The 15,054-nt window shown below is 43.4% G+C and carries 12 protein-coding genes; 7 read left to right on the top strand and 5 right to left on the bottom strand.

What is annotated here, in order from left to right:
- Nucleotides 1–72 precede the first annotated feature (72 nt).
- The 4 genes from KXD93_RS00060 to KXD93_RS00045 all read right to left on the bottom strand — a co-directional run bounded on the left by KXD93_RS00060 (nt 73) and on the right by KXD93_RS00045 (nt 5,724).
- The gene (locus KXD93_RS00060) at nt 73–1,842 is read right to left on the bottom strand and encodes an ABC transporter ATP-binding protein (RefSeq protein WP_258134807.1); all 1,770 of its coding nucleotides are present in this window, start codon (nt 1,840–1,842) and stop codon (nt 73–75) included.
- Nucleotides 1,823–3,574, bottom strand: a complete 1,752-nt coding sequence (locus KXD93_RS00055; protein WP_258134806.1) for an ABC transporter ATP-binding protein — start codon at nt 3,572–3,574, stop codon at nt 1,823–1,825. Before KXD93_RS00055 ends, KXD93_RS00060 begins: the two co-directional genes overlap by 20 nt.
- Nucleotides 3,575–3,765: 191 nt before the next feature.
- Nucleotides 3,766–4,230 carry a DinB family protein gene (locus KXD93_RS00050; protein WP_258134805.1) on the bottom strand — a complete coding sequence of 155 codons (465 nt, stop codon included), beginning with the start codon at nt 4,228–4,230 and terminating at the stop codon, nt 3,766–3,768.
- A gap of 42 nt (nt 4,231–4,272) precedes the next feature.
- Complete coding sequence (locus KXD93_RS00045; RefSeq protein WP_258134804.1) at nt 4,273–5,724, bottom strand: aminotransferase-like domain-containing protein; 1,452 nt, start codon at nt 5,722–5,724, stop codon at nt 4,273–4,275.
- A 165-nt stretch (nt 5,725–5,889) separates the two neighbouring features.
- Between KXD93_RS00045 and KXD93_RS00040 the strand changes: the two genes are divergently transcribed.
- The 6 genes from KXD93_RS00040 to KXD93_RS00015 all read left to right on the top strand — a co-directional run bounded on the left by KXD93_RS00040 (nt 5,890) and on the right by KXD93_RS00015 (nt 13,717).
- The gene (locus KXD93_RS00040) at nt 5,890–7,383 is read left to right on the top strand and encodes a pyridoxal phosphate-dependent decarboxylase family protein (protein WP_258134803.1); all 1,494 of its coding nucleotides are present in this window, start codon (nt 5,890–5,892) and stop codon (nt 7,381–7,383) included.
- The gene (locus KXD93_RS00035; RefSeq protein WP_258134802.1) at nt 7,380–8,000 is read left to right on the top strand and encodes a GNAT family N-acetyltransferase; all 621 of its coding nucleotides are present in this window, start codon (nt 7,380–7,382) and stop codon (nt 7,998–8,000) included. Before KXD93_RS00040 ends, KXD93_RS00035 begins: the two co-directional genes overlap by 4 nt.
- Nucleotides 8,001–8,141: 141 nt before the next feature.
- Nucleotides 8,142–9,470 (top strand): acetylxylan esterase, encoded by a 1,329-nt coding sequence (locus KXD93_RS00030; protein ID WP_258134801.1) that lies wholly within the window; start codon nt 8,142–8,144, stop codon nt 9,468–9,470.
- A 282-nt stretch (nt 9,471–9,752) separates the two neighbouring features.
- Complete coding sequence (locus KXD93_RS00025; RefSeq protein WP_258134800.1) at nt 9,753–10,442, top strand: ABC transporter ATP-binding protein; 690 nt, start codon at nt 9,753–9,755, stop codon at nt 10,440–10,442.
- Nucleotides 10,443–10,446: 4 nt separating this feature from the next.
- Complete coding sequence (locus KXD93_RS00020; protein ID WP_258134799.1) at nt 10,447–13,002, top strand: ABC transporter permease; 2,556 nt, start codon at nt 10,447–10,449, stop codon at nt 13,000–13,002.
- Nucleotides 13,003–13,030: 28 nt separating this feature from the next.
- Nucleotides 13,031–13,717, top strand: coding sequence for an arylesterase (locus KXD93_RS00015; RefSeq protein ID WP_258134798.1), 687 nt, complete (start codon nt 13,031–13,033; stop codon nt 13,715–13,717).
- Between the two features lie 39 nt (nt 13,718–13,756).
- Here KXD93_RS00015 and KXD93_RS00010 read toward each other — a convergent pair whose 3' ends face one another.
- Complete coding sequence (locus KXD93_RS00010; RefSeq protein WP_258134797.1) at nt 13,757–14,512, bottom strand: peptidoglycan-binding protein; 756 nt, start codon at nt 14,510–14,512, stop codon at nt 13,757–13,759.
- A gap of 207 nt (nt 14,513–14,719) precedes the next feature.
- Between KXD93_RS00010 and KXD93_RS00005 the strand changes: the two genes are divergently transcribed.
- On the top strand, nt 14,720–14,944 hold the full coding sequence (locus KXD93_RS00005; RefSeq protein WP_094572911.1) for a CDGSH iron-sulfur domain-containing protein: 225 nt from the start codon (nt 14,720–14,722) through the stop codon (nt 14,942–14,944).
- Nucleotides 14,945–15,054 lie beyond the last annotated feature (110 nt).

Genomic DNA, 15,054 nt, shown 5'->3' with positions numbered 1-15,054 from the left:
GTTAGCATACCACAAAATATAAATCGCGCGACGGCGCAAAGCAACTGATCTCTAATCTCCAGTCTCTAATCTCTAACTAACCCTCTTCCCCTGCAGCAGCATTTCCATCGCCAGGTTGAACGAGCCGGCGCGAATAACCTCTCCGGAGTTTACAAAGAAAATCTCATCAGCATTTTCAATGGTATTTAAACGGTGGGCTATAATTACGCGGGTCGTGGTTTTCGGCAGATTATTGAGTATATCGCTTAGCAGTTTTTCTGTAATGGTGTCAATATTAGCCGTGGCTTCATCCAAAATAAGCAGCTCGGGATTTCGCAATACGGCGCGCATAAAGGCAATTAACTGCTTTTGCCCAAGGCTGATGCTGTCGCCGCTTGAAAGCACTTTGGTATCAAGTCCGGTTTCGAAAATTGCCAATAAACTACCCAGGGTTGCGTCCTTTATAACCTGCTCCAACTGTTCATTGGTATAATTTACATAGCGTTCGTTACCATAAAGTATATTATCACGTACTGTTCCCGTAAACAAAAATGGCTCCTGCAAAATAAAACCAATCTTTTTGGTTCGCTCTGCCGCATCATAGGTTCTGATGTCTCTCCCGTTAAGCAACACCAGCCCCTTGCCCGGATCATACAAGCGGGCAATTAACGAGGCCGTGGTAGTTTTACCGCCGCCAGTAGGGCCAACCAAAGCATAGGTTTTGCCCTGCTCCAATTTAAAACTGATGTTATGCAGGATCTCCTGGTCATCGGCATAACCAAAATGAACGTTCCTGAATTCAAGCAATGCACCATTGGGTTCTTCAATCCCGTTTTGAATAGGTGTCAGGTCGGTATCCATTTCAAGAATTAGTGCTATCCTGTCCCAGCCGGCCATAGCCACCTGGAAGTTAGCCCATAGTGCAGCCAGTTGCCGCAACGGGTTATAGAAATTATTGGCGTATGATGGGAAGCTTACTGCAAGCAACCCAATTCCCAATTCTCCATGTGATAGCAGGTATATTCCGTACACAAACACTATGATCTGCGCCATGCTGGAAAAGAATGCATACACCGGAACATACGAGTTATTAGCGATCCCCGCTCCTATGGCTGTTTTATAATTTTGCTGATTGGCCTCATCAAAGCGTTTGCGGAAATAATCGCGGCGGTTAAAGGCGATGATCACCTTAAAATTATTCAGGCTCTCCTGGATCTCGGCACTCATACCGCCAACACTTTTCAGATTCTTAGCATTCTTCCGTTTTACCCAGGCTGATGTTACGCTGGTAAATAACAGGATGATAACCGCCGGGATAAGCGCTGCCGAACCCAGCTTAATGTTTATAGACAATAAAAAGATGCCTGCACCCAGCATGGTAGCAATACTGCCGATGAACTGCATTAATGATTGCGAGAAAAATTGGTTCAGTTTATCTGTATCATTATTTACCCGCGAGATCAGATCACCTGCCTTATTTTGATTAAAAAAGCCAACAGGCAACATTTGCAGCTTATTAAATATGGAATTACGTAATGTAAACAGCATCCGCTGCCCCACTCCGCCCATCAGCATAGTTTGGGCATAGCTGGTAACTAATGAAACCAGGTACATACAAAGCAAAATACCGCAGTTTATGAGTACGCCATGGTAATTCTTATGCGTTACAAAAATATAATCGTCAATAGTGTGCCCTATTACAAGCGGCCCCATTAAATTAATTGATGAGGTAATCAGGATGATAAAAAAGGCCAGCCAAAGATTCCTTTTTTCGTGCGAGATCAGCTTCAGCAAGTTATTCAGCGACGACCAGGTTGACCTTTTGGGCGCCTTTGCCTGCAGATCATTTAGATTGTAGTTCATAATTGCTGGTACTTTGTTGCGAATTAAAGATCTGTACGTATTCAGGGCTAGTTTTCATCAGGTCGCCGTGTTTACCGCTGGCCACAATTTCGCCCTGCATTAATAAAATTATCTGGTCGTAATGCTCAACTGAAGCTATTTTTTGAGTTACCGATAAAAGCGTTAATCCCGGGTAGTTTTTTTGCACATTGGCAAGGATCTTCTTCTCGGTATTATTATCAACGCGTGCTGTAAAATCATCCAGCAACAAAATCTTAGGGTTTATTGCCAGGGCCCTCGCCAGCATAATACGTTGCTTTTGTCCGCCCGAAAGGCTTGATCCGCGTTCCGAAACTATTGTGCTCAATTTATCCGGCAGACTTTCAACAAAATCCTTCAACTCCGCTGTGTCGATGGCTTTTTGTAAGGACTCATCAGTAACTGTATCACTAAATGCAATATTCTCACGAATGCTCATGTTAAAAATGATGCTATCCTGGAACACAAAACCTACCTGGCTATGGAACGATTCGCTATTATATTGTTCAATGCTTTTGCCATCGAACAGTATGGTTCCGCTATTTTGTTTTATAAGGCCAGTCAACAGGTAAAGCAGTTGCGTCTTACCAGCGGCTGTAGGGCCGATAATCGCAATTTTTGATCCGGCTTTGATATCAAGCGATACACCCTTCAATGCCGGCTTTTGCCCGTATGATAACGAGACATCGCTAATCTGGATATTGCCCAGCAATGATTCGGTTAATGTTCCTTTTTCCGTTGTGTCGACAGCATTTAAAACCATACCTATTCGCTGGTAAGAAGCGGTTGCCGCAGCAATAATATTACTCATGAAGCCGATCACCAATATCGGGAAGATCAGTTGCGCCAGGTAACTGTTGAATGCACCGAAATCGCCCAAACTCATAGTGCCATTTATAATAAAATGCCCGCCCAACGCTAAAATGCTCAACATGGCAATATTTGCCGAAAAGGTAATAACCGGGATCAGCCCGGCAAACAACCGTAAAATCGACAATCCGAAATCTTTAGCTTTGGTGTTTGCTTGCAGGAACTTATCAAACTCAAGTTGCTGCGAATTGATAACCCGGATGAGCGCCGATCCGAAAATACTTTCGTTAATTACCTTGTTCAGCCAGTCTATCACCTCACGCGCCTTAATAAACAGCGCCCTTACTTTTTTTAGCACATAAAAAAACGTGCCGCCGATGATCGGAATAATAGCAATAACGCAGAGCGCCAGCTTCCAGTTAATAGTAAGCAGCAAAATACTGGCACCGATTATTATAAAGGCCGACGAAACGATGGATACCAGTGCCTGCGACACAAACAACTTTATAGAATCAACGTCTGCAGTAAGATTGGTTAATAGCTTTGATGGATTTGCCTGTTCCACAAAGGCATAGCTTTGCCTCGAGATTTTGTCCGAAAGCCGGGTACGCAGGTCCCTGGCTACTTTTTCCGAAGTGTAGGTTTGGATAACACTTTGCAGGAATGAAAAGATAAAAATAAAAGTTATTGCCAGTCCAAATTTGAGAACAACCGGGTTAACATCAAAATGCTCCCGCTGCATTACACTGTGGATATAACCGTCGATCCCGTGCGAGACGATCTTTGGCAGCCATAAGCTAACGCTATTGCTAAATAGCGCAAATAAGATCAGTAAAAACACCAATCCCGAATACGGTTTTAGGAGGCTGAAAATTCCGGGCTGTTTAGGTTTTTCTTCGGGCATGTTTTTCCAATTTTTATTTAAACACAAAAGGCCGGTAAAAATAACAATGAATTGCTATTAATGTGAAGACGAACGAGGAAAGAAATAATTTTATTGATCACATCGAAATTTCAGGGAAAACATTTCAGGATCAGCAAGATTGGGCCATCATTCTGATGATTCACTAATTCTGGAAATTCTGATTCAGACAACTATTTCAATGTATGCGTCAATTGAAAGATAGCAAACAAATGATGGGCCTCGTGCAAAAGGAAAAACTCAGTCCAGTCTAAAATATTCAGTTTACCGTATTTGGAGTGGATTCCAATTCTATCTAGTTTATCTGGCGACAACTTAGTTACCAGGTTATAGATCACCTCCCTGTCTGATGAGATCTTCTTCAGCAGTTCATAAGTAGTAAACGCACAATAAATTTCAAAACCGTCATCATTATCGGCGCTATAAGCTTCAAATTCAGGATTATCCATCAATAAGATCTTGCGAATCCTGTCGATAAAAACAGGCTGGTATTTTGCCAGGTGGGCAATTTGTTCGTGGATGCTCCACTTACCTTTTATATGGTGCTGCTGGATCTGCCTGTCATTAAGCCTGATGATAATTGGAGTAATAGCCTTGTGCTGATCTTTTAAACGATGTGTTAGCGAAGATTGGATCATATTACAAAATAACGTTTTTTTTAAAGGATGGTTGGCTGTATTTTAAAATTTACTGATCAAACGTCCGAGCGTTTTAAGGCCTTTATCAACTTCATCATTGTAAGGTGCTCCGAAACTTATCCTGATAAAGTTTGTAAAACGACTATCAGTGCTAAAGATCTGCCCGGGTGAAATACTTATTTTATAGGTGAGCGCCTGCTTGTAAAGTTCAAAAGCATCGATCTTTTTGTCCAGCTCGATCCACAATACATAACCACCCTGTGGCCTGCTCACCTTAACATCATCCGGAAAATGTTCGGCAATTGCCTGGGTATACCGCAGGCATTGTGTGTGCAGCGCTTTGCGCAGGTTTCGCATGTGCAGGTCATAGCGCCCGGTTTCAAAAAAATGTCCGATTGCTGCCTGTGTTGGCGATGCAGATGAAAGCGAATGCATCAATTTCAAATTTACAATCTCCCGCTTAAACTTACCGGGAATACACCACCCCACCCGGTAACCCGGCGCGAGCGTTTTTGACACCGACGAGCAAAGCATCACCAAACCCTGCTTGTCGTAACTTTTACAGGTGCGCGGCCGGGTTTTGCCAAAATACATTTCGCCATAAATATCATCCTCAATCAGCGGCACTTCATGTTTAGCCAGTAATTCAACCAGTTGCTTTTTCCTTTCGTTAGTCATACAATACCCCAGGGGATTACTGAAGGTAGGCACAAATAAACAGGCTTTTATTTTGTGAACGCCGATAGCTTTTTCTAAATAATTAAGGTCAAGGCCATCTGTTGCGTCGGTAGGAATCTCCACTATTTTTAATCCCAGGCTTTGCACGGTATTAAAGATCCCAAAGTAAGTAGGGCCCTCAATAGCAACCACATCGCCCGGTTTCGTTACTGCTCTTAAACAAAACACCAAAGCCTCCATACAGCCTTGTGTGGTAACAATATCGTCAGGCAAAATATTCCCGCCCCAACTAAAAGCATGGCGGGCAATATGTTTCTTTAATGTTTCGTTACCTTGAACACTCTCATAGCTAATACAGCTGTTGGGGCTTAGCCTGATGGCCTCCATCATTGATTTATTGAGCCTGGCCTGCGGCAAAAGAGATAATGCAGGCGAAGCGACAGACAGCCGCAACATACTCTCTGCGGAGAAGTTGCGGTAAACCATAGCTATCATCTCATCAAGACTTACCTTTTTCGATTCACCTTCCTGTTGCTCCCCCTTAGGTTTAATTTTATCGAATGAACGTGCCGGAGTGTACCGAACATAATATCCGGATTTCGGCCGCGCCTCTATAAGTCCCTTTATCTCCAATTGAACATAGGCCTTATATGCCGTACTGAGGCTTATCCCCTGTTCGTGGCTCAAAGCGCGCACCGACGGCAGCTTCTCTCCGGTTTTTATCACCTGCTGCCTGATCTGGCTGCCCAGTCTGTCAGCAATCTGCACATACAGGAAGTCCTCATCAGGAATAGTGGTTAGTGTTGATTTTTCCATTATTTCAGCAATAATCGGGTTTGTATTAATAAATAATCAATGGAACTTAGCTATTCATTTCGAAAGCAACAAGTAAAATCTGTTATGCGCAAAAATAATAAATGTGCATCTGTTTTACCAATGATTTATCAATCATTTTTGTAATAGAATAATATTATGAACGAAATGCTTACAAAAGAAATCGGCCTTGACCCTGACAACTGGGATGATATAAAAACACTGGGTTACCTGATTATTGACGATATGGTTGAATACCTGAAAAATATCGGCAACAAACCCGTATGGACGCCTGTCCCGCAACTGGTAAAGGATGAGCTTAACAAATCCATCCCCCAGCAGCCACAAAATATTTTTGATATTTATGATGATTTTAAGCAGCAGATCTTCCCTTATCATGGCGGCAACATCCACCCTAAGTATTTTGCATGGGTTCAGGGTACCGGAACGCCAATGGGCGCCTTTGCCGATCTGCTTGCCGGTGTAATGAACAGCAACACAGCGATAGGCGACCAAAGCTCACTTTATGTAGATAAGCAGGTGATCAATTGGTGCAAGCAACTCATGAACTACCCGGCTGACGGCAGCGGGATACTTGTGAGCGGTGGTTCAATAGCCAACATTACAGCCATGATTGTTGCCCGCAATACCATTATTACAAACTCCAAAAACGCGGGTGTATACGCTGTTGAGGGTAAACTGACCGCCTATTGCAGCAGCGAGACGCATAATTGCATGGTGAAAGCGGCTGAGGTAATTGGTATAGGGAACCAGCAGTTAAGGAAGATTCCGGTTAACGATAATTTTGAGATAGACCTGGACGCATTAAAAACAAAGATCAGCGAAGACAAGGCTAACGGCTATGTGCCATTTTGTATCATTGGCAATTGCGGAACAGTTAACACCGGGGCTATTGATCCCCTAAGTGACTTGCTACAAATAGCGCGTAACGAAAATATCTGGTTTCACATCGATGGCGCATTTGGGGCATTGGCTAAATTAGTTCCAGCCTACCAGGATAAGCTGATAGCCATTGAAGAAGCGGATAGCATAGCATTTGATTTGCATAAATGGATGTATATGCAATATGAAGTTGGTTGTGTACTGTTTAAAAATGCCTCAGCCCACAGGGCGGCTTTTGCAACAGCAGCGAGTTACCTTACCGCCCATGACAGGGGAATTGCAGCTGGACCAGAGACGATTTCCAATCATGGAATGGAACTGTCGCGTGGATTTAAAGCCTTAAAGGTGTGGATGAGCTTAAAGGAGCATGGTATGGAAAAATATGCGGCTATGATAGCTCAGAATATCGACCAGGCTTTTTATCTTGGCCAGCAAATTAAACAGCATCCTGAATTGGAACTACTTAGCGCAGTTACCATGAACGTGGTGTGCTACCGGTACAATCCCGGCAATTTGGATGATGACCAACTGGATGCGCTGAATAAGGAATTATTAATGCGGATGCATGAAAACGCTATTGCAGTACCCTCAAGCACCATACTTAGCGGCAAATATGTCATTCGGGCAGCTAATGTAAACCACCGTACCAGGCTTCATCATTTGGATGAAATGGTGGCCGGCACAATAGAAATCGGGAGGATCCTGGTAAAGGAATATGAATCTAAATTATTCAAATTTGATTTTTTAATACACAAATGAATATGAACACACTGGATTATGATTTGAATGCAGATTATGTTTTGGAAGATGAGCGTGTATTATTAAGGCCATTAAAGGAAAGCGATTTTGAAAACCTGCTGCCATTTGCGCTAAATGAACCGGATACCTGGAAATACTCGCATTTAAGCGCCCGTGGCGAAGACGGTATGCGAAATTATATTACTAATGCATTGAAAATGCGCACCGCCGGAAAAGAGTATGCATTTATAGTTTTTGATAAACAAACACAAAGTTATGCAGGCAGTACCCGGTTTTACGATATTCTACCCACCTGGCAAACGCTCCAGTTAGGTTACACCTGGTATGGCGAAAAATTCAGGGGTACCGGATTAAATAAGCATTGCAAATTTCTACTATTACAACTCGCTTTTGAAAAGCTCAATGCCGTACGTGTTGAGTTTCGTGCAGATGCCCGGAATGAAAGAAGCATCGCCGCCATGAAAAGCATTGGCTGCACGCCCGAAGGAATTTTAAGAAACAACATGCCCTTACAGGAAGGCGGTCGCCGGGACTCAATAATATTGAGTATCTTAAAAGATGAGTGGGTAAATAATGTTAAAGAATTGATAAAAAGCAAAATGGCGGGCAAATACTGATCTTGATTGTGGAATTAAATGCACACTTATTTTTGTTACCCATTTTTATCAATTAGGATAAAAAGAGCCACATAGCGTAAAAACAACGCTTACTCCGCATTTATGGCAATGGCATCAATATTGCCCCATTGCTTGTTGAGTATGATGAGAAACCTCTACAAGCTATTTATCACAATTATAAGCCTGTTGACTTTAAATGCCGACGCCGTGTCTGCGCAACAGACTCCCGCAAACCCTGTTGAGGTGGAAGGAGAAGTAAGCACCGTTTTAACGGCGCAAAGCAAAAACGCCATTTTTGACAATGTCGCATCTTATACATTCGAAGTTAAAAACGCATCAAACGCTACGCAAACGGGCAAGGTGTCGTATATTATAACAGACCAGTTCAATAAAAAATTACGCAAGGATTCTATTCTTGTAAATATAAGCAGGGCAAGCACACACAGTTATGATTTTACTATCCCCGGTTTAAAAAGCGGGTTTTATAAGATCAATTTCATGATCAATGTTACAGATTATGACGACACCACCCGCCGGGTGTTCGGTATCAGGCCGGAAGAGATCCGGTCGACACATGAAAAACCAGCAGACTTTGACAGTTTTTGGGAGAACACGAAAACTGAACTTGCCAAAGTAAAGCCGGAATACAAGGTCACAGAAAAATTCGACCTTGAAAAAGATAAGCGCAAGGTATTTTTGATCGAGATGAAGTCGCTGGGAGGTGTAACCATTTATGCGTGGTTAACTGAACCCGAGCACCACATGAAGCACCAAACCTTCCCTGTGTTATTAATGCTTCCCGGTTACCAGGCAACTAATGTCGCTTTAATGGGGCGTGATGATGACATGGCGTTTGTGGGGATTGATGTACGGGGCCAGGGACTTAGTAAACAGGGCCTTGAAATGCGCCGTGAGGATTATATTGTAAACGGGCTGGAGGATAAAAACAAGTATATAATGCGCGGCATCATAATGGATTGTATCCGCGCGGTCGATTTTATATTTACAAGATCGGAACTGAGCAAGGATCGTGTGGCGGTAACCGGCGGCAGTATGGGCGGTTATTTGTCAATTACAACAGCAGCGCTGGATAAGCGCATAACTTTGTGCGGCCCACAAAATCCATTTTTCAGCGATATTTACAATATGGATAACGGCGCCGTTGAGTGGCCGTTAAATCATATGAGGGAATATGCAAGGATCCGTCCTGGATTAACATTCCCAAAAGCACTGGACAACCTGCAATATTTTGATACAAAAAACTTTGCGGGTTCAATAAACTGCCCCGTAATTATGGGTATTGGCCTGCTTGATCCATTTGTACCGCCAAATAATTCTTACGCGGTGTATAACAATATCCGGTCGAAAAAGAAGCTGTTCGTATTTAAGGACCTTGGTCACGAGGTTGGTGATAAATACTATCGCTACGAAACCTTGTATACACGCGATGCATTCGGACTGTTCTTTTGAGTTAGTTGTAAAGGTTTTATTTGTTGTAAGGGTTGCAGATGTTAACACTTCAGCGTAAGGCAATAGTAAGCACTACCTACCATTCCGCCCCCGTATAACAACTACAACTGACTAACCAATTTTCTTATCAACCTTTACAACAACTACAACCCCTACAACAATTACAACTACCCTCACCTCAATGTCATAGTTTTATAATAAACACTTTTTTCGTGGCTATCGGTTTTTAAAAGGAGTAACAAAACAATCTTTTAACTATCTATACAGAAAAAAGCATTTTTAGTGGAAACTATCCTTCATATTTCAAATCTTACAAAAACCTATCAAAGCGCAGGCAGAACGCTTACCGTGCTTGATGATATAAATTTTTCAGTCGCTGCCGGTTCAACCAATGCGATTGTTGGCCCATCAGGCAGCGGTAAAACCACCCTGCTTGGCCTGTGTGCCGGACTCGATAGGGCCAGCTCAGGCATTGTTGAATTAAATGGGATTGACCTTGGCAAACTGAGCGAAGACCAGTTGGCCCAGGTACGTAACCAATACATCGGGTTCATCTTCCAGAATTTCCAGTTGCTGCCAACGCTAACCGCGTTGGAAAACGTGATGGTGCCGCTGGAACTTCGGGGCGAGAAAAACATCCGCGCGCGCGCCTTGGATCTTTTAGATAAAGTTGGCCTTGCTGATCGCGGGCACCACTACCCTACTCAATTATCAGGCGGCGAACAGCAACGCGTGTCACTCGCAAGAGCCTTCTCCAATGCACCGCGAATTTTATTTGCCGATGAACCAACCGGAAATCTCGACGCCGAAACCAGCGAAAAAGTGGTAAAGCTGCTTTTCGATCTGAACAAGGAGGCCGGCACAACGCTTGTTGTGGTAACACACGATTTGGATCTCGCAGCTAAAACACAGCGCATCCTGCGGATAAAAGGCGGCAAATTAGTGGCCGATGATGTAACAGTAAACGGATAAGGCGATGGATACGACGCATATCATCTCCAAAAGAAAAATAAATATCCCCTGGCTTTTTGAAATGGCCCTGCGGGATAGCAGGAAAAACCGTTCGCGGTTGTTTCTTTTTATTTCAGCCATTATATTCGGGATAGCCGCCTTGGTTGCTATTTATTCGTTCAGGTACAATCTACAAAATGACATTAATGCACAAGCAGCGACATTGATCGGGGCTGATTTAGCCATATCAGGTAACAGGCCTGCAGATGCCACGATAAGTCCCCTGCTCAAAACGCTTGGAGAAAACCGATCAGAAGAACGGGCGTTTGTGTCAATGATCTATTTCCCAAAAACACAGGGAACGAGGCTTGTCCAGGTTAAGGCTTTGCAAGGCGATTTTCCTTATTATGGGAGCCTTGAAACTGAACCAGTAGCAGCCGGTACATCCTTTAAAACCAGCAAATCGGCTTTGGTTGATAAAACACTGGCATTGCAATTTAATGTGCATGTAAACGATTCGATCAAGGTTGGCGAAGTTACTTTCCTAATTGCCGGGATCCTGGATAAGGCGCCGGGTCAAACCGGGGTATCGTCCGGTGTTGCACCAATCGTGTACATTCCGATGCAGTACCTGGAACAAACCGGCCTGTCGAAAAAAGGAAGCCGGATAACATACAGCTATTACTATAAATTCGACAAAAAAACCGACATAGCTAAGCTCACCAAATCCCTTGATCCAAAGCTTGATAAAGCTGACATGAATTACGAGACCATTGAGAGCCGCAAACAAAATACCGGCCGTTCCTTCGGTGATTTGACGCGATTTTTGTCGCTTGTTGGTTTTATTGCCTTGTTGCTTGGCTGTGTTGGGGTCGCAAGTGCTATTCACATTTACATTCGCGAAAAAATTGCCTCCATTGCCATTATGCGCTGTTTAGGCGTTAAGGCTTCCGAGGCATTTTTGATCTACCTGATCCAGATCATCGGCATCGGGATCATCGGTTCCGTTATTGGGGCCGCACTCGGCACTTCAATCCAGCATATTTTACCAATGGTGATGAAGGACTTTTTACCCATCACCATCTCAACAGATATTTCATGGCTGGCCATAGGCCAGGGTGTTTTACTGGGTGTTATCATCTCGATATTATTCGCACTGCTGCCGTTAATTTCCATCCGCAACATCTCGCCGCTTAATACACTTCGGATAAATTATGATGAGGTTAACCTTGTGCGCGATCCTTTCAGGTGGCTGGTTTACTTGCTGATCACGCTTTTCATTATCACATTTACCTTTTTACAGCTTGATAGCTGGATGGCAAGCATATTTTTCACCATCGGTATCCTCATTGCGTTCCTGGTGCTAACATTCACTGCCTGGCTGTTAATGAAGCTGATGCGGGTGTTTATAAAAAGCACCTGGGGCTATTTATTCAGGCAGGGCTTTGCGAACTTATACCGGCCAAATAATCAAACCATTATCCTGATCGTGTCAATAGGCCTTAGTACCGCTTTTATTTGTACGCTGTTCTTTATCCAAAGCATTTTGATGGGACAGGTTAAATTATCGTCGAGTGGCAACCAGCCAAATATGATCCTGTTTGACATTCAAACCGGTCAGGAACAGGCCGTTGCCAAATTAACCAAGCGACAGGGCCTCCCCGTGGTACAACAGGTACCAATTGTTACCATCAGGCTCGACAAAATAAACGGCAAAACAGAAGCCGATGTAAAAAAAGACACCTCGCTTAAAATTTCGCCTCGTGCCTTCACTTATGAATACCGGGTTACCTACCGCGATTCGGTAACTACTACCGAAAAGATAGTAAAAGGCAATTGGGTAGGCAAGGCCGAAGTCGGAAAGGAAATACCCGTATCCATCGAAGAAAATTTTTCCAAACGCAACCACGTAAATGTGGGCGATCATTTGGTTTTCAACGTACAGGGAGTGAGTATGCCTGCGGTTGTAGCCAGCGTAAGGCAGGTAAACTGGGGCAAGATCCAGACTAACTTTCAAATAGTTTTCCCCACCGGGGTTTTGGAGGATGCACCGCAGTTTCATGTGCTACTTACCCATGTACCGTCTGCTAAAGTTTCGGCGCAATTTCAACGGGCGGTTGTGAAACAATTTCCCAACATTTCTATCATCGATTTAGGCCTGGTTTTAAATGTAATAGACAGCCTGCTTGATAAAATTGGCTACGTGATCCGGTTTATGAGCGCCTTCAGTATTATTACGGGGATAGTTGTACTTATTGCGTCTGTAAGGATCAGCAAATACCAGCGCATCCAGGAAAGTGTATTGCTGCGCACCCTTGGGGCAAGCCGGAAACAAATATTTACCATCACTGCTTTGGAATACTTATTTTTAGGCGTTCTTTCAGCATTGACAGGAATCCTGATTGCTTTTGCCGGCAGCTGGCTTTTGGCCAAATATAGTTTTGAGGCACCGTTCAGCATTAATTGGGTACCGGTGGTAATATTGTTTTTAATTATCTCGTTACTTACAGTAATCATCGGCCTTTTAAACAGCCGGGGCGTGTTGAACAAACCGCCTTTGGAGATTTTGAGAGGGAATTAGTTGTTGGAGATTAGTTAAAACAATAAAAATGCGTAAGTTAAATATCATCTGTCTGTCGATAATTGCTGTTTTGTTTTCAGCCTGCGGCGATAAAAAGGCTGCACCTGTGGAGGCCGCTGTTACCGTTGCAAAACCAGATTCAACATCAACAGATAAAACTGTTTTATTTTTTGGCGATAGCTTAACAGCCGGATACGGCCTGGATGATCCGTCACAGGCTTACCCCAGTGTGGTACAAACTAAAATTGACGAAGCAAAACTTCATTACAAAGTTGTTAACGCCGGTGTAAGCGGCGAAACATCAGCGGGTGGCAAAGCGCGCATTGCGTGGATCCTAAAACAAAAAGTAGATGTGTTTGTGCTGGAACTTGGCGCAAATGACGGGCTTCGCGGCATCCCTGTAACCGAAACCATGCAGAACCTGCAGGCTATTATTGATGCGGTAAAGGCAAAATACCCAAATGCAAAACTGGTATTGCTCGGCATGCAGGTACCGCCAAATATGGGTGGTAAATATGCCTACAGCTTTAAAGCCATTTTCCCCGGCCTGGCTGCAAAAAACAACATGACATTTATGCCCTTCCTGTTAGAGGATGTTGGCGGCGTACCGTCCCTTAACCAGAAGGATGGCATCCATCCCACTGCCGAAGGCGCTAAAATTGTCGGCAATAATGTTTGGCAAATCTTGCAGAGCGTTTTACTAAGCAAAAACTAGTTACTAACTTAACAGGCCAAAGTCTCTAGTCTCTAGTCCTCACTCAAACTGGATAAAACCTGTATTGATCGTATCTATATACCTGCCTTTTCGCCTAAAAACACCAATAGCACCGTCGCTGCTGTCTACACAGATATTGCCTTCAATGGTAGTTAACAAGCCACTTTCGTTTCTTTCCACTAAACCTGCATGTCCGTGTCCGCCGCCGGTCGAAATAAAGAACACCTGCCCGGGTAACACAAGCGAGGTATTTACCTTCGCATCATGATTAGTTAAAAGTTTACCCTTTGCCTTTAACCAACCCTGGATAACATCACCGGTTTTAAACACCGGGTTATTAACTTCCAATTTTGTGCAGGCCTGGCTAAAGCACCAATAAACAAACGCTAATGACCAGCGTTGCCCATGCGCTATGTTTACCGCATCCTGGTATTTGCTTACACCGGGGCCTTCGTTGCTTCCGGAAGGAAATTCAACAACCCCTATTTGTGATCTTGCCACATCAAGTACGGTCGATAGTAAAATATTGGGAGCTTTCGTTATTGATTGGATATTCTTTGTTCCGAATAAAGCCGCCCACGTTATAGGCCCGACAACGCCATCGGCGTCCAGTGGGGTTCCGTTTACATCGTTAAAGCGTGTTTGAAAGAGCATTACAGCATGGCTGGTATCAAGGTCGTAGTCGCCGTTAATTTTTAGCGGGCCACAGCCCTTAATGTTTAATTGTTGTTGAATAGCTTTAACGCTGGTAATGTCAAAAGCCTGTAATTGAATAGTGTGCCCAGGGTAGTCCATTTTTTTTAGCTTAGGTAAATTGTTGATACAGGTTATAGACGACAGAAAGGTAAAGGGCGTTACCAAATCTTACGTAATATTATTTCAGCGCTGTTATAACGCACCTTTTTTAAGAAAATTGTGTGGCTTTAATTAGAATTCGTCTATATAAGCATCCGGTCCTCACTGATAGCAAAGGATTATTAACTTCGCAAAAAAGAATTATCCATGGAAAAAACCAAACTTACGATCAATAATAACGGCTCGGTAAAAATTGAGGGCGACTTTGAAATAGTTGATATGCAAGGCAATGAATATGGCTTACAGGGCCGCACCATTGTTTCTATCTGCCGTTGCGGATTGTCAGCAAACAAACCTTTCTGTGATGGATCACATAAAGGCCACTTTGAACATAACGCTATCGCGTTCGATCTTCCTCCAAAGAAGGTTTAATTTTACACTGATCAAACTTACCAGGTTTAATAAACTTCGATTTCTATGATCTATGCAAGTAATTTATGATAATTATTTTCGTATGCTCGATTTTGATTAACGCAGGCAAA

The sequence above is a fragment of the Mucilaginibacter phenanthrenivorans genome, from assembly GCF_024721155.1.
Taxonomy (GTDB): Bacteria; Bacteroidota; Bacteroidia; order Sphingobacteriales; family Sphingobacteriaceae; genus Mucilaginibacter; species Mucilaginibacter phenanthrenivorans.
Note: the sequence above shows the minus strand (reverse complement) of the source record. Positions and strands in the feature narration are given on the sequence as shown.